The sequence below is a fragment of the Salinimicrobium profundisediminis genome (assembly GCF_026241755.1).
Taxonomy (GTDB): domain Bacteria; phylum Bacteroidota; class Bacteroidia; order Flavobacteriales; family Flavobacteriaceae; genus Salinimicrobium; species Salinimicrobium profundisediminis.
Map to the genome: position 1 here is coordinate 1 of NZ_JAPJDA010000022.1, position 21,986 is coordinate 21,986.

The 21,986-nt window shown below is 44.0% G+C and carries 19 protein-coding genes; 8 read left to right on the forward strand and 11 right to left on the reverse strand.

Annotated elements, in window-relative coordinates; all coding sequences use genetic code 11:
• Nucleotides 1-1,688, forward strand: a 1,688-nt coding sequence (locus OQ279_RS13230; RefSeq protein WP_266070440.1) for an outer membrane beta-barrel protein, incomplete at its 5' end; no start/stop codon positions are given.
• Between the two features lie 1,388 nt (nucleotides 1,689-3,076).
• Here the strand turns inward: OQ279_RS13230 and OQ279_RS13235 are convergent.
• From OQ279_RS13235 to OQ279_RS13255, 5 genes are read right to left on the reverse strand one after another with little or no spacing between them, the layout of a single operon-like run.
• Nucleotides 3,077-3,871: a TPM domain-containing protein gene (locus tag OQ279_RS13235; protein ID WP_266070441.1), complete on the reverse strand. Its 795-nt coding sequence runs from the start codon at nucleotides 3,869-3,871 to the stop codon at nucleotides 3,077-3,079.
• A complete protein-coding gene (locus OQ279_RS13240; protein ID WP_266070442.1) occupies nucleotides 3,871-4,305 on the reverse strand; it encodes a TPM domain-containing protein in 435 nt (144 codons plus the stop codon). Before OQ279_RS13240 ends, OQ279_RS13235 begins: the two co-directional genes overlap by 1 nt.
• Nucleotides 4,306-4,316: 11 nt before the next feature.
• A complete protein-coding gene (locus OQ279_RS13245) occupies nucleotides 4,317-4,913 on the reverse strand; it encodes a LemA family protein (protein ID WP_266070443.1) in 597 nt (198 codons plus the stop codon).
• A gap of 1 nt (nucleotide 4,914) precedes the next feature.
• Nucleotides 4,915-5,247 (reverse strand): MerR family transcriptional regulator, encoded by a 333-nt coding sequence (locus tag OQ279_RS13250; protein ID WP_266070444.1) that lies wholly within the window; start codon nucleotides 5,245-5,247, stop codon nucleotides 4,915-4,917.
• Nucleotides 5,247-6,224, reverse strand: coding sequence for a M23 family metallopeptidase (locus tag OQ279_RS13255; protein WP_266070446.1), 978 nt, complete (start codon nucleotides 6,222-6,224; stop codon nucleotides 5,247-5,249). Before OQ279_RS13255 ends, OQ279_RS13250 begins: the two co-directional genes overlap by 1 nt.
• Before the next feature lie 125 nt (nucleotides 6,225-6,349).
• Here OQ279_RS13255 and alaS point away from each other — a divergent pair, with 125 nt between their 5' ends.
• The 3 genes from alaS to OQ279_RS13270 all read left to right on the forward strand — a co-directional run bounded on the left by alaS (nucleotide 6,350) and on the right by OQ279_RS13270 (nucleotide 10,740).
• Nucleotides 6,350-8,962 carry an alanine--tRNA ligase gene (alaS, locus tag OQ279_RS13260; RefSeq protein WP_266070447.1) on the forward strand — a complete coding sequence of 871 codons (2,613 nt, stop codon included), beginning with the start codon at nucleotides 6,350-6,352 and terminating at the stop codon, nucleotides 8,960-8,962.
• A 167-nt stretch (nucleotides 8,963-9,129) separates the two neighbouring features.
• Entirely contained in the window at nucleotides 9,130-10,068 is a 939-nt protein-coding gene (locus OQ279_RS13265; protein ID WP_266070448.1) for a GSCFA domain-containing protein, read from the forward strand.
• Nucleotides 10,069-10,125: 57 nt separating this feature from the next.
• Complete coding sequence (locus tag OQ279_RS13270; protein ID WP_266070449.1) at nucleotides 10,126-10,740, forward strand: DUF4230 domain-containing protein; 615 nt, start codon at nucleotides 10,126-10,128, stop codon at nucleotides 10,738-10,740.
• Here the strand turns inward: OQ279_RS13270 and OQ279_RS13275 are convergent, their stop codons facing one another.
• The 4 genes from OQ279_RS13275 to OQ279_RS13290 form a co-directional block, all read right to left on the reverse strand.
• Nucleotides 10,741-12,498 (reverse strand): aromatic amino acid hydroxylase, encoded by a 1,758-nt coding sequence (locus tag OQ279_RS13275; protein WP_266070450.1) that lies wholly within the window; start codon nucleotides 12,496-12,498, stop codon nucleotides 10,741-10,743.
• Nucleotides 12,499-12,647: 149 nt separating this feature from the next.
• Nucleotides 12,648-13,184, reverse strand: a complete 537-nt coding sequence (locus tag OQ279_RS13280) for a DUF4136 domain-containing protein (RefSeq protein ID WP_266070451.1) — start codon at nucleotides 13,182-13,184, stop codon at nucleotides 12,648-12,650.
• 18 nt (nucleotides 13,185-13,202) lie between these two features.
• Nucleotides 13,203-15,263: a urocanate hydratase gene (hutU, locus tag OQ279_RS13285; RefSeq protein WP_266070452.1), complete on the reverse strand. Its 2,061-nt coding sequence runs from the start codon at nucleotides 15,261-15,263 to the stop codon at nucleotides 13,203-13,205.
• A 6-nt stretch (nucleotides 15,264-15,269) separates the two neighbouring features.
• Nucleotides 15,270-15,443, reverse strand: a complete 174-nt coding sequence (locus tag OQ279_RS13290) for a C1orf53 family protein (RefSeq protein ID WP_266070453.1) — start codon at nucleotides 15,441-15,443, stop codon at nucleotides 15,270-15,272.
• Nucleotides 15,444-15,476: 33 nt separating this feature from the next.
• Here OQ279_RS13290 and OQ279_RS13295 point away from each other — a divergent pair, with 33 nt between their 5' ends.
• Nucleotides 15,477-15,803, forward strand: coding sequence for a hypothetical protein (locus OQ279_RS13295; RefSeq protein ID WP_266070454.1), 327 nt, complete (start codon nucleotides 15,477-15,479; stop codon nucleotides 15,801-15,803).
• 15 nt (nucleotides 15,804-15,818) lie between these two features.
• On the opposite strand, the gene OQ279_RS13300 is transcribed toward OQ279_RS13295, so the two are convergent.
• Nucleotides 15,819-17,186: an FAD-containing oxidoreductase gene (locus OQ279_RS13300; RefSeq protein WP_266070455.1), complete on the reverse strand. Its 1,368-nt coding sequence runs from the start codon at nucleotides 17,184-17,186 to the stop codon at nucleotides 15,819-15,821.
• Between the two features lie 120 nt (nucleotides 17,187-17,306).
• Between OQ279_RS13300 and OQ279_RS13305 the strand changes: the two genes are divergently transcribed.
• Genes OQ279_RS13305 through hemL form a run of 3 tightly spaced genes read left to right on the forward strand, consistent with a single transcriptional unit; the run spans nucleotide 17,307 to nucleotide 20,352 of the window.
• A complete protein-coding gene (locus tag OQ279_RS13305) occupies nucleotides 17,307-18,263 on the forward strand; it encodes a 1-aminocyclopropane-1-carboxylate deaminase/D-cysteine desulfhydrase (RefSeq protein ID WP_266070456.1) in 957 nt (318 codons plus the stop codon).
• Nucleotides 18,247-19,053 carry a glucosaminidase domain-containing protein gene (locus tag OQ279_RS13310; RefSeq protein WP_370866531.1) on the forward strand — a complete coding sequence of 269 codons (807 nt, stop codon included), beginning with the start codon at nucleotides 18,247-18,249 and terminating at the stop codon, nucleotides 19,051-19,053. Before OQ279_RS13305 ends, OQ279_RS13310 begins: the two co-directional genes overlap by 17 nt.
• A 9-nt stretch (nucleotides 19,054-19,062) precedes the next feature.
• Entirely contained in the window at nucleotides 19,063-20,352 is a 1,290-nt protein-coding gene (hemL, locus tag OQ279_RS13315) for a glutamate-1-semialdehyde 2,1-aminomutase (RefSeq protein WP_266070458.1), read from the forward strand.
• A gap of 116 nt (nucleotides 20,353-20,468) precedes the next feature.
• On the opposite strand, the gene OQ279_RS13320 is transcribed toward hemL, so the two are convergent.
• The gene (locus OQ279_RS13320) at nucleotides 20,469-21,986 is read right to left on the reverse strand and encodes a GH3 auxin-responsive promoter family protein (RefSeq protein ID WP_266070459.1); all 1,518 of its coding nucleotides are present in this window, start codon (nucleotides 21,984-21,986) and stop codon (nucleotides 20,469-20,471) included.

Consider the following 21,986-nt stretch of genomic DNA (forward strand, 5'->3'; position numbering starts at 1 on the left):
ATAGTACTTTTTTCACTAATTCTGAATCTTCAGGAAACATGGTTAATGAAAGTCACCGGGCAAACCTGGCTTTTGAGGTAGAGCTCGATACGCTAACCAGGATCTCGGTAAGGCCATCGGTAAATATCAATAATGGATTTTCAGATCGCAACAGCGTTTCAGAAAGAATGGAAGGGGCCTCTCAACTCCTTTCCAACACCTTTGATAATGAAGAATTGTACAGCAGCAACTTCCGTAATAGAATAGATTTTATCAGGAAATTTGGCAGCCGCGGGGCTTATTTGCAAATTGATTTTAATAACCGTAACGAAAAACAGGAAAGCGATAATTTCTTCTATTCCGAAAGGTTTACCGTAGAAGATGGCACCACCATAGGCACTGCGATACAGGATCAGTTCATTGATGAAGATAACAGCTCAGATGAATATGAAGCGGGAATTACCCAGCGCTCTGTTCTTGCCGATAAGCTTTTTCTTGATCTTTCTTATGATTTCTCTGTGCTCAACCTTTCCAATACCCGTTCTGTTTACCAGTTTGACGAAGACAGCGGTGATTATGACCTTTTAGAAGGGGAACTCAGCAACGACTTTGAAGTGACGAGTTACAAGCATATCCCAAATGCCGGAATTAATTACGAAGGCAAAAAATTAAGGGGAGGGTTTAACCTGGGACTTCTAAATACTTCTCTTGAAAATGAGGATTTCCTGGTAGAGAGCTCCTTTAAGAAAAATTACAATGAGCTTTTTATGGAAGCCGACATTAGGTATGAGATCACCCGTGGTAAATCATTTTACTTCAGGTATCGTACAGATAATAACATCCCATCAATTTCACAGTTGCAGCCGGTGCCCAACCTTACCAATCCACTGAACATTATTGTGGGAAATCCCGAACTGGATCCAACCTACTCCCAAAATCTGAATTTTGGATACCATAACTTCGACTTTGCCACCCGCAGCGGAATGAATATCTATGCTTCGGCAACATTTTACGACAACCAGGTGGTGCCCTATTCAATTACTGAAGACCTTATCACAACCACCACATACAGAAATTTGGATGGAGGTTTGACTTCCTATGCCGGAGTTTTCTATTCAAAGCGATATAAAAAGGAAAAGCAGGAGTACAATTATCGCGTTGGTCTTAACGGAAATTATAACCGGCAGTTAGGATTTTCAAATGGAACCCGTTATAAGGCAGATCGTTTTGGAGCTAACCCTTCATTAAGGCTGGGTTATAACTATGAAGATGTGATAGAGATCAATCCCCGGTATGAGTTGAGTTATGTCAACACGCAGTACGGTATTAACAACAATAGGGAAGAAGAGTATGTGAATCATACGGTGGCCTTGGAAGCAACAACCTACTGGCCCAAAAATGTGGTTTTTGGCAATGATTTTTCCTTTAATTCCTACGGAAATGTTGCGCCTGGGTTTGAGGATACTTCACTTTTATGGAATATGAGCCTTGGCTACAAATTCCTGAAAGACGATGCCACATTAAAGCTGAAGGTTTACGATTTGTTAAACGAAAATGTGAGTACATCCCGTACCACCGGGGAAGATTTTGTGCAGGACACCCGCGAACTCATCCTTGAACAGTATTTTATGCTTAGCTTCACCTACAAACTAAGTAAGTTTGGAGGAAAGGATCCAAACCGAAGAGGCGGAGGGATCATAAGAATGTAGGGGAAGATAGAAGGTAGACGAATAAAAAGGAGGGGTTCCAAAAATGACATTTTTGGAACCCCTCCTTTGTTAGTTTGCAGTTGTTAGTAAACAGTAAATAGGAAGGCTAAATCTCAGCTGGCGCGGATTTACAATCCGTGCCGTATACATATTGGAATTTATTTTTTCGGAATTTGGTGCTTGAACTCCCGCTGGCACAGATTTGCACGTGCCATGCACTAAATCATCTTTCAATTTTCCAATATGCCGTCCCTCCGGGACTCTTTATGATTCGGAAATAAAATGCTATAAATATGCCGCCCCTCCGGGGCTTTCCATTGGAATTTGTTTTTTGGGATTTGGTGCTTGGAATTTGAGATTTGTACTCCCGATGGCGCAGATTTACAATCCGTGCAATGCACTAGATTATCTTTCAATTTACCAATATTCCGTCACTCCGGGACTCTTCATGATTCGGGAATGAAATGCTATAAATATGCCGCCCCGCTGGGGCTTTCAATTGGAATTTGCACTATTGTTGGAGCGGATTTTCAATCCGTGCTGGGGTATGAATTGGATTTTTTTTGGAATTAGATGCTTGAAAATTGAGATTTGAACTCCCGCTTGCGTGGATTTGCAATCGGTGCCATGCACTAAATTATCTTTCAACTTCCCAATATGCCGTCCCTCCGGGACTCTTTGTGATTCGGGAATAAAATGCTATAAATATCTCGCCCCGCTGGGGCTTTCAATTGGAATTCGTTTTTTTGGAATTCGTTTTTTTGGATTTGGTGCTTGGAATTTGGTGCTTGAAAATTGGAATTTGAACATTGTTGGCGCGGATTTACAATCCGTGTCGTGCACTAAATTATCTTTCAACCTCCCAATATGCCGTCCCTCCGGGACTCTTTATGATTCGGAAATAAAGTGCTATAAATATGCCGCCCCGCTGGGGCTTTAAATAGGAATTCGTTTTTTGGAATTTGGTCCTTGGAATTTGAGATTTGTACTCCCGATGGCGCAGATTTACAATCCGTGCCATGCACTAAATCATCTTTCAATTTTCCAATATTCCGTCCCTCCGGGACTCTTTATGATTCGGGAACAAAATGCTATAAATATCTCGCCCTTTCAGGGCTCCTGATGTGGGTGGTGTTCTTTAATCCCGGGGTTGAAAACCCCGTCTACCAATATTTTGCCCCGCTGGGGCTTTCCATTGGAATTTATTTTTTGGAATTTGGTGCTTGAAAATTGGAATTTGCACTATTGTTGGCGCGGATTTGCAATCCGTGTCGTGTATAAACTTATTTTTTTGAATTAAGTGCCTGAACTATAATATTTGAATTTTCCTGACAACTGACAACTGACCAGTGATCACTGATCACTGAATCCTACTGCACACTAAAAAATTACCATCCCCCGCCGGCACCGCCGCCGCCAAAGCCACCGCCGCCGAAGCCTCCACCAAAGCCACCGCCGCCGCCAAAACCGCCTCCTCCGCCACCAAAGCTGCCACCGCCAAAGCCACCACGACCAAGGCTGCTAAGCACCAGGATGTCGAGGAGTCCGCCGCCACGACGGAATCCGCCACGGCCACCGCCTCTTTTGTTGCGGGAACTAAGGATGATGAGAAAAACGATAAAAATGAGGGCCAGGACAATGAATCTTGGAGAAGCTCCGTCGCCCGAAGCTGGTCGCGAACCTTCAAAAGTGCCGTCAAGCACCTGGAAAATAGCAGTTGTACCCGCATCTAATCCGCGGTAATAACTTCCGGAGCGAAATTCCGGAAGGATCACACTTTCAATAATTTGTTTTGAGAGGGCATCGGTAAGTGTACTTTCAATTCCGTAGCCCGTAGAGATCCAGATCTTGCGTTCGCTTTCGGCCAGTAAGATCAATATTCCGTTGTCTTCTTCGGCCTGTCCCACGCCCCATTCATGAGCCCATTCGGCAGCATAGGTGCCAATATATTCCCCCTGCAGGGATTCTATTGTAGCAATTACTATTTGGGTGGAGGTAGTATCGGCGTAGCTAATAAGCTTGCGTTCTAAAGCCTGCTCTTCCTGTGGCGAGAGTACTTCGGCTTCATCATAAATACTGGTCTCTAAAGAAGGTCTTGCGGGAATGTCCCTTTGAGCATAGGTAGTAAAGCCGAGGCTGAAAAAGATGATTGTAAAAAGGAAATTCCGAAGTAAATTGTTCATTATTTGGATATTTTATCCGAAAGTTCATTGGTGTCATCTTCGCTCCAGGGAAAATGTTCCTGTAATTCCTTTCCGGCCATAAGTATACCGTCAATGAGGCCTTGTTTAAATTCCCCATTTTTGAACCTTGAAGAAATAGCATCTTTGGTGGTTTTCCAAAAACCTTCGGGCACCACTTTATTGATCCCTTTATCGCCGTAGATCACAAACTGCCGGTCTTCAATGGCAACATAGATGAGCACCCCATTGTCTTCTTTGGTGTTATCCATCTTTAACAAATGAAAAACTTCCATAGCACGGTCCCAGATTTTGCCCTTGCTGGTCTTCTCAATATGTACCCGAATTTCTCCTGAAGTTTTATTCTCGGCCTCTCTAATGGCTGCTACCACTTCGGCTTCGTCTGCTTCGGAAAGAAACTCTTCTATTTTTGACATTTTTGGAACTTTTAGAAATCAAAATCTACTTCGGGTGCGTTTTCTGAACCTGGATCGGCTTCAAAAAGAGGCATTCTTTCAAAACCATACATGCCTACAATAAGGTTGTTAGGAAACTTCCTGATGTAGGTGTTGTAATCCCTTACCTGTTCGTTGTAACGGTTTCTCTCTACGTTAATTCGGTTCTCTGTGCCTTCAAGCTGTGACTGTAGCTGCTGAAAATTTTGTGTAGCCCGAAGTTCCGGATATCTTTCAACGGTTACCAGTAAACGCGACAAAGCTGAAGAAACTTCTCCCTGTGCCTGCTGAAACTGCTGAAGGTTCTCCTGCGTGATATTGCTGGCATCTACATTTACAGAAGTTGCTTTTGCCCGGGCTTCAATAACATCGGTAAGTGTTCCTCTTTCAAAGTCTGCCGCACCTTTCACGGTATTCACCAGGTTTGGGATGAGGTCGCTTCGGCGTTGGTATGCACTCTCTACCTGTGACCAGGCTGTTTGTGCAGTTTCCTGCTTTACTACAGCATTGTTGTATTTTCCAACGGTTAACAGGTAAAGACCTAAGACAATAGCCCCAATGATCAATACGGGGACGAGCCACTTTTTCATATTACAATTCCTTTTTTAAGTTTATTAGTGTAGACTTTATATTTTCTAACTTGCGAATGACTTCAAAGTTAGACAATGTTTTCCGGCTTTTCTCTTCCTTCAGATGGATTTTTGCACCCTCCAGGGTAAAGCCTCTTTCTTTGACCAGGTGATAGATCAATTCGAGGTTTTTAATATCTTCTTTAGTGAATTTACGATTGCCCTTGGCGTTCTTCCGCGGTTTTATGGCATCAAATTCCTTCTCCCAAAACCTGATGAGAGAGGTGTTCACGTTAAAAGCTTCGGCCACTTCGCCAATAGAATAGTACAATTTATCTGGCAGGTTTACGTGCATTAATCCAGAGATTGGTTTTCAAGTTGTGCCTGCTCCAGGATTTCGTCGTATTCAGCTGGAGATAAATGTCCGTAGTAAAAGTTGATAGGATTGATCTTTTCATCATCCTTAAAGATCTCGTAGTGCAGGTGAGGCGCCTGTGAACGGCCGGTGCTGCCAACAAAGCCAATAAGATCTCCTCTTTGCACCTTTTGTCCTCTCTTTACATTGTACTTGTACAAATGTCCGTAAAGGCTCACGTAGCCATAGCCGTGATTAATTCTAATGTGGTTACCATAACCGCTGGAACGGTTGTCTGCGCGTTCTACAACCCCGTCACCAGTGGCATAAACAGGCGTGCCACGTGGTGCTGTAAAGTCCATTCCATAATGGAATTTTCGCACTTTGGTAAAAGGATCTGTGCGCCAGCCATAACCTGAAGCCATCCTTTTTAGGTTTTCGTTCTTCACAGGAATAATTGCAGGAATTGAAGCCAGCAAATTCTCTTTATCATTGGCCAGCTCTACGATCTCGTCAAGGGAGCGGGACTGTACTACCAGGCGCTTGGTAAGCATATCCAGCTTTTTGTGGCTTTCTATAATAAGTTTTGAATTGTCAAAACCTTCCAGGTCTTTATAGCGGTTTATCCCTCCAAATCCGGCAAGGCGCTGTTCTTCGGGTATAGGGTTTGCTTCAAAGTAAAGACGGTAAATGTTGTTATCGCGATCTTCTACATTGGCCAGTACATTCTCAATTTGCTCCATTTTACGGTTAAGCATGCTGTACTGTAACTTCATATTTTCCAGCTCGCGGGAAAGTGCTTTTTCTTTGGGAGTTTCCAGCTGCGGGATGTTGAGGTAGATTACCAGGAGAACAAAGCCTGCCAGGAAGGTCCCCAGCACACTAAGAGCAGCAATTCCAAGGCGGCGGCCTTTTTTGCGCTCAATCTTTTTGTAAGATAGCGTCTCGCTGTCGTAATAATATTTAACCTTAGACATATAAGTTAAATTATTCTATTTTTGCGTTACTTAATATGTTGCAAAAACAGTGCAACAATCAGCTTGAGAAACGAACAAATATAAAAATTGTTTTCCCGACAGCATAATATTAAATTCTAGCCTTCATGAAATCCCAGGAGATACGTTCTAAATTCCTCGAATTCTTTCAAAATAAATCCCACAGCATAGTGCCATCGGCGCCCATGGTAGTCAAAGATGACCCTACGCTCATGTTTACCAATGCCGGGATGAACCAGTTCAAGGAATTCTTTCTTGGAAACGGAACCCCAACCAGCCGCCGCATCGCCGATACCCAAAAATGTCTTCGCGTGAGCGGGAAGCACAACGATCTTGAAGAGGTGGGTAAAGACACCTATCATCATACCATGTTCGAGATGCTGGGCAACTGGAGTTTTGGAGATTATTTTAAGAAGGAAGCGATACATTGGGCATGGGAACTGCTCACGGAAGTTTATAAATTGAACAAGGAAGACCTTTATGTATCGGTTTTTGAAGGCAGTGAAGAAGAAGATCTGCCAGTAGACCAGGAAGCATTAGATCTTTGGAAGGCAATAGTGCCCGAAGACCGCATTATCTACGGAAATAAAAAAGATAATTTCTGGGAAATGGGTGATCAGGGGCCGTGCGGACCTTCTTCTGAAATCCATATTGACCTTAGATCGGCTGAAGAGAAAGCAAAAACACCCGGAAGGGACCTTGTTAATAACGATCATCCGCTTGTAGTGGAGATCTGGAACCTGGTTTTCATTCAGTTTAACCGAAAAGCCGATGGTTCCCTCGAAAAACTTCCGGAGAAACACGTGGATACCGGGATGGGCTTTGAGCGTCTCTGTATGGCGCTGCAGGGCGTAAAATCCAATTACGATACAGATGTTTTCACCCCGCTCATCAAGAAGATTAGCGAGGTGACAACTTCAGAATACGGGAAGAGCGAAGAGACCGACATCGCAATTCGCGTAATTGCCGATCATGTGCGGGCGGTATCTTTTGCCATTGCCGACGGGCAGTTGCCGGGTAGTACCGGCGCCGGTTATGTGATTCGTCGTATCCTTAGAAGGGCCATTCGCTATGGCTTCACTTTCCTCAACCAAAAAGAAGCCTTTGTTTATAAACTGGTTAAAACGCTGGCAAGCCAGATGGGAGAAGCATTTCCCGAACTTCGTTCTCAGCAAAACCTCATCACAAACGTGATAAGGGAAGAAGAAAATTCCTTTTTACGCACGCTTGATCAGGGGTTGGTGCTGCTGGATCAGATCATGCAAGAGAGCAAAGACAAAAAAGTTTCCGGCCAAAAAGCCTTTGAATTATATGACACTTTTGGATTCCCTATTGACCTTACCGCACTAATTCTGAGTGAAAAAGGCTACAGCCTTGACCAAAAGGAATTTGAAGCCGAGCTTCAGAAACAAAAAGACCGTTCGCGGAATGCCTCCAAGGTGACTTCGGGAGACTGGCAGGTGGTGAAGGAAGCAGAGACCGAAGGTTTTGTGGGCTATGACAGCCTTGAAGCCGAAGTGGAGATCTTGCGCTACCGCAAAGTGGAATCTAAAAAAGAAGGGGAGCTATACCAGCTGGTCTTCAGTAAGACGCCTTTTTATCCTGAAGGCGGAGGTCAGGTAGGTGACAAAGGAACTCTGGAGTCAAAAAATGGCGCTGTAAATTACATTTTAGACACCCGTAAAGAGAACAACCTTATTATTCACCTCACCAAAGAACTTCCCGAAGATCTTTCGGGTACTTTTTCGGCCAAAGTAAATGCGGCTCAACGCGCACGTACTGCGGCCAATCACAGTGCCACGCACTTATTGCACCAGGCGCTCAGGGAAATTCTCGGGCCGCATGTAGAGCAAAAAGGTTCTATGGTGCAAAGCGATTATTTAAGATTTGACTTCTCTCACTTCAGCAAAGTTTCTTCGGAAGAATTGCAGCAGATAGAAGATTTTGTGAACACGCGGATTGCCGATAAACTGCCGCTTGTTGAGAACAGGGAAATGCCTTATCAGGATGCTATAAACGAGGGTGTAATTGCCCTTTTTGGAGAGAAATACGGCGATAAAGTCCGCGCTATTCGCTTCGGAAAATCTATGGAACTCTGCGGCGGAACGCATGTTGGAAATACAGCCGATATATGGCATTTTAAGATCATTTCTGAAGGTGCCGTGGCTTCGGGGATTCGCCGGATTGAAGCTATTACCAACGAGGCTGCCAAAGAATATTTTACTGCCCAAACCCAAACCTTCAGCGAGATCAAAGCTGTGCTTAAGAACGCCAAAGATCCCGTGAAAGCAGTGGTGAACCTGCAGGAAGAAAATGCCGAATTAAAGAAGCAGATCGAATCTCTGCTTCGCGATAAGGCAAAAAACCTGAAGGGAGATCTTAAAAACCAGATCAAAGAAATTAACGGCATCAACTTCCTGGCTCAAAAAGTGGATTTAGACATAGGCGGCATCAAAGACCTTTCTTTCCAGTGGGGAGATGAAATGGATAATCTATTCCTTCTTTTTGGTACCCGGCAGGATGAAAAAGCAATGCTGTCCTGTTACATTTCAAAGAACCTGGTACAGGAAAAAGGTCTTAATGCCGGAAAGGTAGTAAAGGAACTCGGTCGCTACATCCAGGGCGGCGGCGGCGGACAACCATTTTACGCCACCGCAGGAGGTAAAAATCCTGCCGGATTGGACGAGGCCCTGCAAAAGGCTGAGGAGTTTGTAAAATAAGATTTTTAAATCGTCTAAACCTAACAGGTCTCCAAGACCTGTTAGGTTTTATATCTCAAATTAACCTGCAAGGTCTTTTTTTGACCTTGTAGGTTTTTGCTAGAATATTTCTCATTTAAAAAGACCTACAAGGTTTTAAAACCTTGTAGGTCTGCAAATAGAAACAAATGGAATTCCGTACTCAAGTTCCCGTCATTTCGAAAGAACCAAAAATCGGTTACTCTTCAAAAGTGCTGCTTTTGGGTTCCTGTTTTGTGGAAAATATCGGAAAGAAACTGGAGTACTTTAAATTCCCGAGCCTGCTCAATCCCTTCGGAATTCTTTTTCATCCTGCGGCCATTCACAACTTCTTAAAAAGGGTAAAAGAGCAGCATGTTTTTACTGAAGCAGATATTTTTTACCACAATGAAACCTGGAAATGCTATGAAGCCCATTCCGATCTTAATTCCGTAGAAAAAGAGGAGATCCTGAGCAAATTGAACGCTGCAGTCAAGGAAACCCGCGAGTTTTTGAAGACAGCCACTCATGTGATCATCACGCCGGGAACAGCCTGGGGCTATAGGCTAAATGAAACTGGCCGGCTGGTGGCTAATTGCCATAAAGTGCCACAGGCGAATTTTAGCAAGGAAATAACAGATGTCAAAAATGCCATTTTTGACATCTCAGAAATTGTGAGGTCGCTCAATCCTTCAGCCGAAATTATCTTCACTGTTTCCCCTGTGCGACATTTAAAGGATGGTTTTGTTGAAAATCAGTTAAGCAAGGCAAAACTCATCACTGCGATTCAGGAAGTAGTGGCTTCAGAAGAAAATTCTGGCTATTTTCCGTCGTATGAGATCATGATGGACGAGCTTCGGGATTACAGGTTCTATACTGAAGATATGGTGCACCCTAATAGTGTGGCGGTAGATTATATTTGGGAAAAATTCAGGCAGACCTGGATAGCTTCAGCAGCTTCCGAAGTAATGAAACAGGTAGATACCATCCAAAAAGGGCTTTTACACCGGCCTTTTAATGAAACTTCTGAAGCACATCAGAAATTCCGAATAAATCTTCAACAAAAAATAGAAAAACTCGAAAAAGAAGTGCCTCAGATTAATTTTTAAGGGAAATCTTCACATTTTCTTCAAAAAAAGCAGGTTCCTAATTTGTATTTTTAGAACATGAAGAAATACATTCTTGGTGCCCTTGCAGTACTGCTTATTTTCATGGTTTATCGCTATTTTGAGAACCGAAATGCCGAAAGAGATCGCCTGGAGGAAAGCACTGCGCTTATTCAGCAGCAAATTAAGAACGTTGGGAAACTTGTGGTGACCGAGGGAACTTTTTCGCAGGTTTATACTTATAAAGACACAAAAAACAGGTTTCTGGATGTGCTCCCGGCCCGAAAAAGGGCACTAATTATTGTGAATACGAAAGCGACGGTGGCGTACGACCTGAGTAAACTGGTCACTGAGGTTGATGTTGAAAATAAAACGGTTCACATAAAACATATTCCGGAAGAGGAGATAAATATCTACCCCGATATAAAATATTACGACATCACCCAGGATTACCTTAACCAGTTTACGGCCGATGATTATAACAAGATCAAAACGCGCATCAATAAATCAATGCGGGAAAAAGTGGAGAATTCCACTTTAAAATCCAACGCCAAAAACCGGCTGATAAGTGAGCTGCAAAAGATCTATATCCTCACCAACACCCTTGGCTGGACGCTTACCTATAACGATCAGGAATTTAGCGCCGAACAGGAAATGCAGGAGTTGAAGCTGTAATTAGTGCGTTACTAACCCGGGTTTTACCAAACCGATCCCGTTATCGATAAGGTGTGAAACTTCTGGTCTTCTTTGTTTGATATCTTCCAGATGTTCCAGTACTGCCGAAGCCAGTTTCTCATCCTTCCCGCTGGCAAGTTCAAAGATCTCTACGGAAAGCAGCCAGTCTTTAGGATGATATTTTTTCACAAGATCAAAAGCTGCTTCCAGCGAGAATTTGGTGTTTTTTCCCTGCCTTATATTTCTAATAGATTCATAGAGGGATTCCAATTCCTCCCGCTCCGGTGTTTTTTTACTTTTAATGGTGGTCGAGGAAGGAGTGTGAGTGATAAGATTAAAGGATTTTGCATCTGCAGGTCCTGCAAAGGCCGAGATCACTTCTTTTCCAATGGCCATGTCATAATTACCCCACTCTGTCTTAAACAGCACCTCATCTTTCCAGGTGACGGTGCAATTCTTTAAGCTTATAAGTATGATCTTTCCCTGTAAATTCCTGGTGCCGGTGATGATCTCCCCCTTAACAGTTATCCCGCCTTCAAATTCAAAATTCACCTGTTCGCCTTCATAAATATCGTAAGCTCGCAGGTCACGCGGACTCATATCTTCAATGGCAAGGTTGATGCCTTTTAACCTTCCAACGGGAGAACCAAAGCCATCGGGATGGTTTTTCTTGCCGTGGCCCACCAGTTCTTTCTCTCTGGCAGCCAGGGCAGTTTCTCCGGTTGTTTGGAAATAAACCGGTTTTCCATGATCTTCAATCACGCGGGTGAAATTACCCGAGATTTGTATCCCGGTGCTGAGTTCTATCGTACCAATATTTTTGGAATTTATAAGTTTTTGAAGGCCTTCCAGGCCGCCAACGCGCAGTGCCATTTTATTGGCGAACTGTTCCAGGACAAGACTCAGGTGAGCAAAGTCGGGTGTTACGTACAGCTGTGGCTGAGGTTTTGTAATGTCGAATTCCTGCTGTGCAGCTTCAATGGTATAAGGTATTTTCTTAACCTTATCGGTCATGCACCAGGCGCTTTCCCCAATCGAGGAAAGGAGTCCGGCGCCATATATTTTGGGATCTTCGGGCGTACCTATGAGTCCATATTCCACGGTCCACCAGTGCAGGTTTCTAATCTGGGCCATCTCGCTTTGCTCCCGCTGGTCATTCTGCAGTTCGTCAACTTTTTTCTCGGCAGCTTCGATCTCTTCCTGCGGTGTATCTTCGGCTTCTTTGATGATGGAAAGGTGGCGAATGGCTTCGTAGATCTCGTAATCTTTTGCGCTGGAAATGGCTTTGCAACCAATCTCCCCAAAGCGCCGGAGGTATTCGGCGTATTCGGGATTTGCAATAATAGGAGCGTGGCCTGCACCTTCATGGATAATATCAGGTGCCGGGGTGTATTCTATGTGCTCGAGTTGCCTGATGTCACTGGCTATCACCAGTACATTAAAAGCCTGAAACTCCATAAAAGCTGCCGGCGGAATAAATCCGTCAACCGCTACGGCGGCCCAGCCAATTTCCTTGAGGATCCTGTTCATCCCGTACATATTGGGAATATGATCTATGGAAATTCCTGTTTTTTTGAGTCCGTCGAGATAAGAGGAGTGGGCAACCTTGCTAAGGTAATCTACATTTTTGCGCATCACATACCGCCATACCGCTTGATTGATTGGCGTGTAGTCTTCGTAATTCTGAGGCTTTATGAATTGCTTCAGGTGTGCCGGAAGCCGGTCAATGATCTCATTCGATTCAAATTCTTTTTCCATAGCTATAGGTAATGAACAGGTTTTAAAGATACAAAAATATAAAGTTTGTAATCTATTGAATGCCATTTGTATAGGCTTCAGTGTAAATCAAAAAAGCCGCTAATCTTTTAAGTTTTTAGCGGCTTTAGGTGGGGGACTTAAAATGTAAATTAGTTCAAAGAAGGTGGATATTTCTCCAGGATCTCTTCCACAATTTCGTTAATCCTTTCCTGTTTTTGTTCCACTTTGGTAGAAAGGGCTGCAGTGCCCATTCCCTGCCATACCAGTTCTTTTTTTCCTGCATCAATAAGGTCTATATACAAAGTACCTTCGGTAGTAGAGCTTACGGTGTTATATCCAGATCCCCAATACCAAGGGTGCCAGCCCCATCCGTAACCATAGCCGTAGGCGTTGTTATAGATGTTCACGTTCTCCTTGGTCTTGGTGAAAATGCTTACAAGCATGTCCGGATTATCTGACTTTGTAAAGCCTTTTTCCTGCATTTCCTGGTCTATGGCTCTTAAAATCCTTTTTTTGTCAAGATCAGAAATTTCTGCTTTGTCAATACCGGGTTTGAAGAAGGCATAGGTCTGGTACTGTGAGAAGTTGACTTCCCTGTCGTAATCTGTCGCTACTTTCACGGTACTACAGGAAGTCATTACCAGCACGAACAGAACGAGTACCGAAGTAATTTTAATCGCTCTCATATAAATATTGTTTTTAGGTTAATTGTCCAACAGGCGATCATCTACAATGTTGGGCATAGTGACTTTTAAACGAGGTTCTACTTCCATCGCGCGTTTTATGGCGAACACAGCACCTTCGTTTCGGGCCCATGATCTACGGGCAATCCCGTTGTTTACATCCCAGAATAACATTGAGTTAAGTCGTCTCTCCGACTCTTTATTTCCTTCAAGAACCATACCGAACCCTCCATTGATCACTTCACCCCAGCCTACACCGCCGCCGTTGTGAATGCTCACCCAGGTGGCGCCTCTAAAGCTGTCGCCAATCACATTTTGTATGGCCATATCGGCTGTGTAGCGGGAGCCGTCGTAAATATTGGAAGTTTCGCGGTAAGGAGAATCGGTGCCCGAAACATCGTGATGGTCACGCCCCAAAATTACAGTTCCAATTTGCCCTTTTTCGATGGCTTTATTGAAGGCACGTGCGATTTCAATCCTGCCTTCAGCATCGGCATAAAGAATTCGGGCCTGTGAACCTACCACCAGCTTATTCGCCCTGGCACCTTCGATCCACTTGATGTTGTCCTGCATTTGCTGCTGAATTTCTTCGGGAACCTCTTGTTTTAACTTCTGAAGTACTTCCCGTGCAATCTGGTCGGTTTTCTCCAGATCTTCTTTCTTTCCTGAAGCGCATACCCAGCGAAAGGGACCAAAACCGTAATCAAAACACATGGGCCCCATAATGTCCTGCACGTAACTCGGGTATGCGAAATCTTTGTCTTCTCCTGCTGCAGCTCCGCTAACAAAATCACCTGCCTCGTCTTTATAGATTTTGGCACCTGCTCTCGAAGCCTCCAGTAAAAAGGCATTTCCATAATCGAAAAAGTAGGTGCCTTTTTTGGTGTGGCGGTTAATGGCTTCGGTTTGTCGCCGCAGACTTTCCCGTACTTTTTCTTTGAACCTTTCGGGATCGCGGCTCATCATGGTGTTTGCTTCTTCCATCGTGAGGCCTGCCGGATAATAACCTCCTGCCCACGGGTTGTGCAGGGAAGTCTGGTCGCTTCCTAAATCAATATGAATATTCTCTTCATCAAATTTCTCCCATACTTCTACCACATTTCCGAGGTATGCAAAAGAGATGGTTTTTCCTACTTTTTTTGCTTCAGAAACTTTTTGGACCAGCACATTGAGGTCTTTAACAACTTCATCTACCCAGCCCTGAGAGTGACGTGTTTCTACTGCTTTTGGATTCACTTCGGCACAAACCGTAATGCAACCGGCGATATTTCCGGCTTTGGGTTGTGCGCCGCTCATGCCACCAAGTCCTGAAGTAACAAACAAAGAACCCTCTCCTAAAATGCCCTTTTTGACACCCTTGCCCTGGGGAGAGGTGGACGTTTGAGCAATTTTCCGAAGCGCATTCAGTACCGTAATCGTGGTGCCGTGAACGATTCCCTGAGGGCCTATATACATATAGCTGCCCGCAGTCATTTGTCCGTATTGAGTTACGCCAAGCGCATTGAATTTTTCCCAGTCGTCCTGTTTGGAGTAGTTGGGGATCATCATGCCATTGGTTACCACCACGCGCGGTGCATCTTTATGTGAAGGAAAGAGTCCCAGCGGGTGACCTGAGTTCATCACCAAAGTTTGTTCTTCGGTCATTTCGGCCAGATATTTCATCACCAGGCGGTATTGTGCCCAATTCTGGAAAACAGCGCCGTTGCCGCCATAGGTGATCAACTCATGCGGATGTTGGGCCACCTGAGGATCCAGGTTGTTCTGGATCATGAGCATGATCCCTTTTGCCTGCTCACATTTTCCGGGATATTCAGAAATTGGCCGGGCATACATCTCATAATCGGGACGCAGGCGGTACATATAGATCCTTCCGTAGGTATCAAGTTCCTCGCGGAATTCGGGCAGCAGCTTTTCGTGATGTTTGCTGTCAAAATACCTAAGTGCATTGCGCAGGGCGAGTTTTTTTTCTTCAGCAGAGAGGATGTCCTTGCGTTTTGGAGCATGATTTACATTGAGATCATAATCTTTTGCGGGAGGCAGGATGTTGGGAATACCTTCTAAAATGGCATTTTTGAAGTCCATATAGAATTATTTTTTCTGTTGATTCGTTTTTTTATTGAAGCCGTAAGGGCAGTGACGGCAGCCACTTTCACAGCAATAACCTCTTTTGAGGTGGTATTGTTCGGTAAAGCAGCAGTAGCCTTCGGGGGTGAGATAATAATCGCCTTCTTCAAGCGGAATTTTTTTTCTTGAAAAACTCATATCACAAAAATAGCATTTTCTTATCTTGCCCTAATGTTTGTGGTGGTTAATAAATTTATTCTTGCCAAACACTTTGATGGCGTAGTCCTTTGGCCATTTATTATAATAAAGCGAAAAGATCTTAAAAGTAACCCGGTCTTCATGAACCATGAGCGCATTCACCTCAAGCAACAGGTGGAGCTACTGGTGATCTTCTTCTTTGTGTGGTACTTTTTTGAATATTTCATCAGGCTCATAAAGTACAGGGACTCCTATAAAGCTTATAGTAGAATTTGTTTTGAGCGCGAAGCTTATGCCAACGAAAGAAACCTGAATTACATTCCCCGACGTTCATTCTGGGGTTTCAGAAAATATCTCTAAAAGGCCTTTTCAAGGCTATAGCTCCCGAAGATTTTCTAGCATGGTGGGAATAAGTTCGCTTACCGTGGGGTGAATATGTACGGCATCCCGCATTACCTGGTAGGTTGCGCCTGCATACATCTGGTCTATTACGGTGTGGATGTATTCATCTGCCCCGGTTCCTAAAAATGTTGCTCCCAGGATTTTGTCTGTATCGGCATCAATGAAGATCTTCATTTTTCCGGCGGTCTCTCCTTTTTCTTTAGCACGTGCAACCTTCTTCATGGGCATTTCAGCAACTTTAGCTTTTATTCCCTTGGCTTTGATCTGTTTTTCATCAAGACCTACCCGGGCAAGCGGCGGATCGATATATGCGGCATAACAGGGAAAACGGTCAGATAATTTTCTCTTCCGGTCTTCATAAAAAGTAGAATTTACAATTTGAAAGTCATTGTAGGCGGTGTGGGTAAAGGCACCTTCTCCGTTACAATCTCCCAAAGCCCAAATGTGCGACACCGATGTCTGCAGCTCATCATTTACTTTGATGAAACCGTGATCGTCCAGCTCTACACCGGTTTTTTCCAGCCCGAGATCATTTGTATTTGGAACTCTTCCCACTGCCAGTAAAAGGTGAGAGGTGGTTATTTTTTTACTTCCTGCTTCACAATTATAGGTCACTTCAATTTCTCCATTTTTCTCAGCAGCCTTGATACAATCAGAATTCAGTAGAACATTGATGCCGCTTTCTTTGATGATCTCTGTAATGGCTTCAGCAATATCGTCGTCCTCTTTTTTCATGAGGGCCGAACCCCGCTCAAGAATGGTCACTTCACTCCCAAAGCGGCTAAACATCTGGGCAAATTCCAGCCCCACATATCCGCCTCCTACAATAACAAGATTTTTGGGCACCTCTTCCAGCTCGAGCATACTGCGGTTGGTGAGATAATTTACAGCTTCAAAATCTTTTGGTACCCTTGGCCTGCCTCCCACATTGATAAAAATCTTTTCTGCCGTTAACTCTTCCCCGTTAACCAAAATAGTATGGTCATCGAGAAACACAGCTTTTCCCCGAAAAAGGGTGATAAGCTCTTCTTTTTCAAAAGTTCTTTCGAGACCTTCATGAGAATCGGCTATTAGTTGATCTTTCCGGGCTTTGATAGTTTTAAGATCTACCTGCACATGTCCTTCAATGTTCACGCCCATTTCCCGGCTGTTTCGGGCGATAAAGGCTCTCCTGGCCGAGGCAACATAAGCTTTTGTGGGCGTACAACCTGTGTTGACACAAGTACCGCCCAGTTCCCTCTTCTCAATAATGGCAGTTTGCAATCCGTTTTTGGCGAGGCTGGAAGCCAGGGGAGGGCCTGCCTGTCCCGTTCCAATTATAATGGCATCAAATTTTTTCATCGGGTCTAAATTAATTTCAGAAATTAAATATACTTTTTGACAAACCGTCCTTTGTTTCTTATAATTAGTTCTTAATATTTGCAGCCTCGTGGTTAGTCCGCAATAGTTTATATTTTGAAAATGTCTCAACCCGCAAACCTTTTTACCAGTTCAGCAAAAGTGCCCAATCAGTTTATTGCTGAAGTGAATGGCGTTTCAATTCACCTGAAGCGGGAAGACCTTTTGCATCCTGAAGTATCGGGCAACAAATTCCGGAAGCTGAAGTATAACATCACTGAAGCTACCTCTCAAAAAAGGCAAATTTTGCTCACCTTTGGCGGGGCATACTCTAATCATATTGCGGCCACTGCAGCCGCCGGTAAGATCTCGGGTTTTAAAACTATTGGGGTTATAAGAGGTGAGGAGCTCGGGGAAGATCTTGAGAAGACCCTTCAGGAGAACCCGACTTTAAGGTTTGCACATGGCTGCGGAATGGAATTCCATTTTGTAAGCCGAAGCGATTACCGGGAGAAAACTTCCGAAGCATTTATTGAAGATCTTCGGAAGCAATTCGGAGATTTTTACCTGGTGCCCGAAGGTGGTACTAATGAATTTGCGGTACAGGGCTGTGAAGAGATCCTGACTCCACAGGATGCAGAATTTGATGTTATTTGTTGTGCGGTGGGCACGGGTGGAACCATCAGCGGGATCATAAATGCTTCTGAAGAGCATCAGCAGGTGTTGGGATTTCCTGCGCTAAAAGGGGATTTTTTGAAGCCGGAGATTGCCCGCTTCAGCAAAAAAAATAACTGGGACCTTATAACAAATTACCATTTTGGAGGTTATGCTAAGGTGGATGAAAAGCTCATAAACTTTATCAATGACTTCCGAAGTCGTTATGGTATTCAGTTGGATTCCGTGTACACAGGGAAACTCCTATACGGCATTTTTGATCTCGCCCGGACAGGATATTTTTTGGAAAATACTCATATTTTAGCCATTCATACGGGAGGCCTCCAGGGCATTGCCGGTATGAACAAGGTGTTAAAGATGAAGAATCTACCTCCAATTTTGACTTATGATGAAAGCAGCATTTAAATTTCTAACCCTTTTTCTCCTCGTTTTTACGGTTTCCTGTGGGACAGGTAAAAAAGCTTCAAAGCGATCTTCTAAAAAGGAAGTTCCTGCTGTTGTAGATAGAAATGCTCCCCGGGAAGGGAAGACCCAGGTGCCATCAACTCCGCGAACATACTCCGATAAAATTGAGGCTTACATTCACGAATATGCACCTATTGCCCAGGAGGAAATGCAGCTTTATAAGATACCCGCGAGTATAACGCTTGCGCAGGGAATCCTTGAAAGTGGGGCGGGAGAAGGGCAATTGACCCGCAGGGCTAATAATCATTTTGGAATTAAATGTCACGGCTGGAGCGGCCAAAAAGTATATCACGATGATGATGAAAGGCAGGAATGTTTTAGGAAATACAAGGATCCTAAATATTCTTACAGGGATCATTCACTTTTTTTAGCCGAAAGAAAACGCTATGCAGCTTTATTTGATCTTGACATACAGGATTATAAAGGATGGGCCAGGGGCTTAAGAGCTGCCGGATATGCTACCGACCGGAAGTACCCCGATAAACTCATTAGCCTTATAGAAAGATATCAATTATATCTTTATGATGGCGATGCCCCTGCACGCGAGATAGCCTATTCAGCGTCGCAAAGTGCCGGGAATTCTTCAACGAGAGAATATACCGTGCAGCAGGGAGATACTTTGTACTCCATCGCGAAAAGGCATAATTTAACGGTAGAGCAGTTACAAAAAATGAACAACCTTAGAGGTACTAACATTGGCATTGGCCAAACACTTTACGTGCCTCAATAAATCAAAATTATGATCTATAAAAGAAGCAGTGAATTGTTTGCTGCAGCTAAAAAAGTAATTCCCGGCGGGGTAAATTCTCCTGTACGGGCTTTTTCCGCAGTTGGAGGAGAACCTATTTTTATAAAAGAAGCTAAAGGAGCTTACCTGTACGATGAAGATGGGAATAAATATATTGATTACATCAATTCATGGGGGCCGCTCATTCTTGGGCATGCTTATGAACCGGTAGTGGATGCAGTGGTTGAAAAGGCCAAAAAAGGAACTTCTTTTGGAACTCCCACACAGCTGGAAACCACTATTGCCGAACTTGCAGTTTCTATGGTGCCGAATATCGATAAGATTCGCATGGTGAATTCGGGTACCGAGGCCACTATGAGTGCCGTGAGGCTTGCACGGGGCTTTAAAGGCCGTGATAAGATCATCAAATTTGCCGGTTGTTATCACGGGCACAGTGATTCATTTCTTATTCAGGCTGGCAGTGGGGCAGTGACTTTTGGAACGCCAAATAGTCCCGGCGTCACGAATGGTACGGCAAAAGATACTTTGTTGGCAACTTACAATGATCTTGAGAATGTAAAGGAGGTACTTGAAGCGAACAAAGGCGAGGTGGCCTGTATCATTTTAGAACCTGTGGCTGGAAACATGGGCTGTATCCCTCCAAAAAAGGGATTTTTGGAAGGTCTTCGCCAGCTGTGTGACCAGCATGATGTCTTGCTGATCTTTGATGAGGTAATGACCGGCTTCAGGCTTGCTAAAGGCGGGGCACAGGAAGTATATGGCGTGAATGCCGATATTGTGTGCTTCGGAAAAGTGATTGGTGGCGGACTCCCTGTAGGAGCCTTCGCCGCACGCAATGAAATTATGGATTACCTGGCCCCAACAGGACCTGTGTACCAGGCCGGAACTTTAAGCGGGAATCCGCTGGCAATGGCAGCAGGATTGGCCATGCTCCAGGAACTAAATAAAGATGCTGAAATTTATAACAGGCTTGAAGAGAAAACAGCTTACCTGCATAAGGGACTTGTAAATGTGCTTAACCGAAATAAGGTTGCTCATTCGATTAACCGTCAGGGTTCAATGATCTCGGTGCATTTTGGAGAAGAACCGGTAACAAATTTTGCATCTGCAGCACGATCTGCGGGTAATGGGAAATTCAAGAAATTTTTCCATGGGCTGCTGGAACACGGCGTCTACATTGCACCCAGTGCTTTTGAAACCTGGTTTATTACAGATGCGCTCTCTTATGAAGATCTTGATGCGACTATTGAGGCCGTGCATCAGGTGTCTAAGGAGTTGTAAGGCTAGAATATATATGAAGCTAAACCTCACAGGTTTCAAAAACCTGTGAGGTTTTCTTGTTTGAAACAGGAGCTCGTAGCTTAAAACACTCACTACTCAATTCTAACTACTCAAATCTATTTCCCATTCATCTCCAGCAGTTCTTCCAAATAAACACGTTGGTTGGAAAGTCGTGGGATCTTATGCTGGCCTCCCAGTTTATTCTTTTTCTTGAGCCAGTCGTAGAATAACTTTTCTCTGGCTACATGCACCCTTGGGGCGTTCAGGGTCATGTTGTTGAAGCGTTTGGCCTCATAATCGCTGTTAATGTTTTGCAGGTGATTGTCAAGACATTCAACAAAGAAGCTAAAATCCTGCGGCGGTGTCTTAAATTCGATCATCCATTCATGCGCGCCTTTTTCCTTGTTGTGCATAAAGATTGGGGCAGCCGTATAATCTACAATCTCACAATCGGTTTGCTGGGAAGCTCTTTTTAAAGCTTCTTCGGCGTTTTCAATGATGAGTTCCTCACCAAAAACGTTGATGTGGTGTTTTGTTCTGCCCGTAATTTTTATGCGGTAAGGATCCAGCGAAGTAAACCGCACGGTATCCCCAATTTTATAGCGCCATAATCCGGCGTTGGTGGTAATGAGCACCGCATAATTTTTTCCCAGCTCAACTTCAGAAAGAGGTATTACTTTTTCTTCGGAAGTGCTGAAGCTTTCCATAGGAATGAATTCATAAAACACTCCGTAGTCGAGCATTAGTAGCAATTCTTTAGATTCATTGGTATCCTGAATGGCGAAGAATCCTTCCGAAGCATTATAGATCTCAAAATACCTGAAGCTGTTTGAAGGCAGTATCTTTTGATATTGATCTACATAAGGAGCAAAGTTTACGCCGCCGTGAAAATACACTTCCAGGTTGGGCCATATCTCAAAAAGGTTGTTCCTGCCCGAAGCTTCAAGGGCATTGTTGAGCAATACCAGCATCCATGACGGCACTCCGGCAAGGCTGGTAACATTTTCGTTGATGGTTTCGTTTACTATAGCCGGCATTTTCACTTCCCAATCGCTCATAAGGGAGATTTCATTGCTTGGGGTGCTGCTGTATTCTGCCCAAAAAGGCATATTGTCTATAAGAATAGCCGAAAGATCGCCAAACTGGGTACCGTTTTGCCTGTACAATTCCTTACTGCCACCCAACCTCAAGCTCTTACCGCTAAATAACTGCGAGTTGGGGTTGTTGTTGAGGTACATGCACAACATATCCTTGCCCGCGGCATAGTGACAGTTCTCCAGCGATTCATCACTAACCGGGATAAATTTGCTCTTGGCGTTGGTGGTGCCGCTGGATTTTGCAAACCATTTGATGGGCGTAGGCCAAAATATATTGTTCTCACCCCGGCGGCTACGTTCTATTTGAGGTTCAAAATCCTCGTACTGTTGTAACGGTACCCTTTCTGCAAATTCCTGATAAGTTTTTATTGAGGCAAAATCGTACTGTAGGCCTACTTCGGTGTTTTTTGCTTTCTGAAGGAGTTTTTTCAAAAGTTCAAGCTGAACGTCATGCGGGTATTTAATGAACAATTCCATTTGATGAATACGCTTCTTGAGAAACCAGGAAGCTACAGAATGTACTAACGGAATTGGCAT

What these genes read in the sequence shown, in the direction of transcription:
- OQ279_RS13250 (WP_266070444.1), bottom strand. Translation starts at nt 5,247, where the DNA reads ATGCACGTAAACCTGCCAGATAAATTGTACTATTCTATTGGCGAAGTG.
- OQ279_RS13255 (WP_266070446.1), bottom strand. Translation starts at nt 6,224, where the DNA reads ATGTCTAAGGTTAAATATTATTACGACAGCGAGACGCTATCTTACAAA.
- OQ279_RS13305 (WP_266070456.1), top strand. Translation starts at nt 17,307, where the DNA reads ATGTCTCAACCCGCAAACCTTTTTACCAGTTCAGCAAAAGTGCCCAAT.
- alaS (WP_266070447.1), top strand. Translation starts at nt 6,350, where the DNA reads ATGAAATCCCAGGAGATACGTTCTAAATTCCTCGAATTCTTTCAAAAT.
- OQ279_RS13275 (WP_266070450.1), bottom strand. Translation starts at nt 12,498, where the DNA reads ATGGAAAAAGAATTTGAATCGAATGAGATCATTGACCGGCTTCCGGCA.
- OQ279_RS13295 (WP_266070454.1), top strand. Translation starts at nt 15,477, where the DNA reads ATGTTTGTGGTGGTTAATAAATTTATTCTTGCCAAACACTTTGATGGC.
- OQ279_RS13310 (WP_370866531.1), top strand. Translation starts at nt 18,247, where the DNA reads ATGAAAGCAGCATTTAAATTTCTAACCCTTTTTCTCCTCGTTTTTACG.
- OQ279_RS13245 (WP_266070443.1), bottom strand. Translation starts at nt 4,913, where the DNA reads ATGAAAAAGTGGCTCGTCCCCGTATTGATCATTGGGGCTATTGTCTTA.
- hemL (WP_266070458.1), top strand. Translation starts at nt 19,063, where the DNA reads ATGATCTATAAAAGAAGCAGTGAATTGTTTGCTGCAGCTAAAAAAGTA.
- OQ279_RS13265 (WP_266070448.1), top strand. Translation starts at nt 9,130, where the DNA reads ATGGAATTCCGTACTCAAGTTCCCGTCATTTCGAAAGAACCAAAAATC.
- OQ279_RS13235 (WP_266070441.1), bottom strand. Translation starts at nt 3,871, where the DNA reads ATGAACAATTTACTTCGGAATTTCCTTTTTACAATCATCTTTTTCAGC.
- OQ279_RS13280 (WP_266070451.1), bottom strand. Translation starts at nt 13,184, where the DNA reads ATGAGAGCGATTAAAATTACTTCGGTACTCGTTCTGTTCGTGCTGGTA.
- hutU (WP_266070452.1), bottom strand. Translation starts at nt 15,263, where the DNA reads ATGGACTTCAAAAATGCCATTTTAGAAGGTATTCCCAACATCCTGCCT.
- OQ279_RS13240 (WP_266070442.1), bottom strand. Translation starts at nt 4,305, where the DNA reads ATGTCAAAAATAGAAGAGTTTCTTTCCGAAGCAGACGAAGCCGAAGTG.
- OQ279_RS13300 (WP_266070455.1), bottom strand. Translation starts at nt 17,186, where the DNA reads ATGAAAAAATTTGATGCCATTATAATTGGAACGGGACAGGCAGGCCCT.
- OQ279_RS13290 (WP_266070453.1), bottom strand. Translation starts at nt 15,443, where the DNA reads ATGAGTTTTTCAAGAAAAAAAATTCCGCTTGAAGAAGGCGATTATTAT.
- OQ279_RS13320 (WP_266070459.1), bottom strand. Translation starts at nt 21,986, where the DNA reads ATGCCAATTCCGTTAGTACATTCTGTAGCTTCCTGGTTTCTCAAGAAG.
- OQ279_RS13270 (WP_266070449.1), top strand. Translation starts at nt 10,126, where the DNA reads ATGAAGAAATACATTCTTGGTGCCCTTGCAGTACTGCTTATTTTCATG.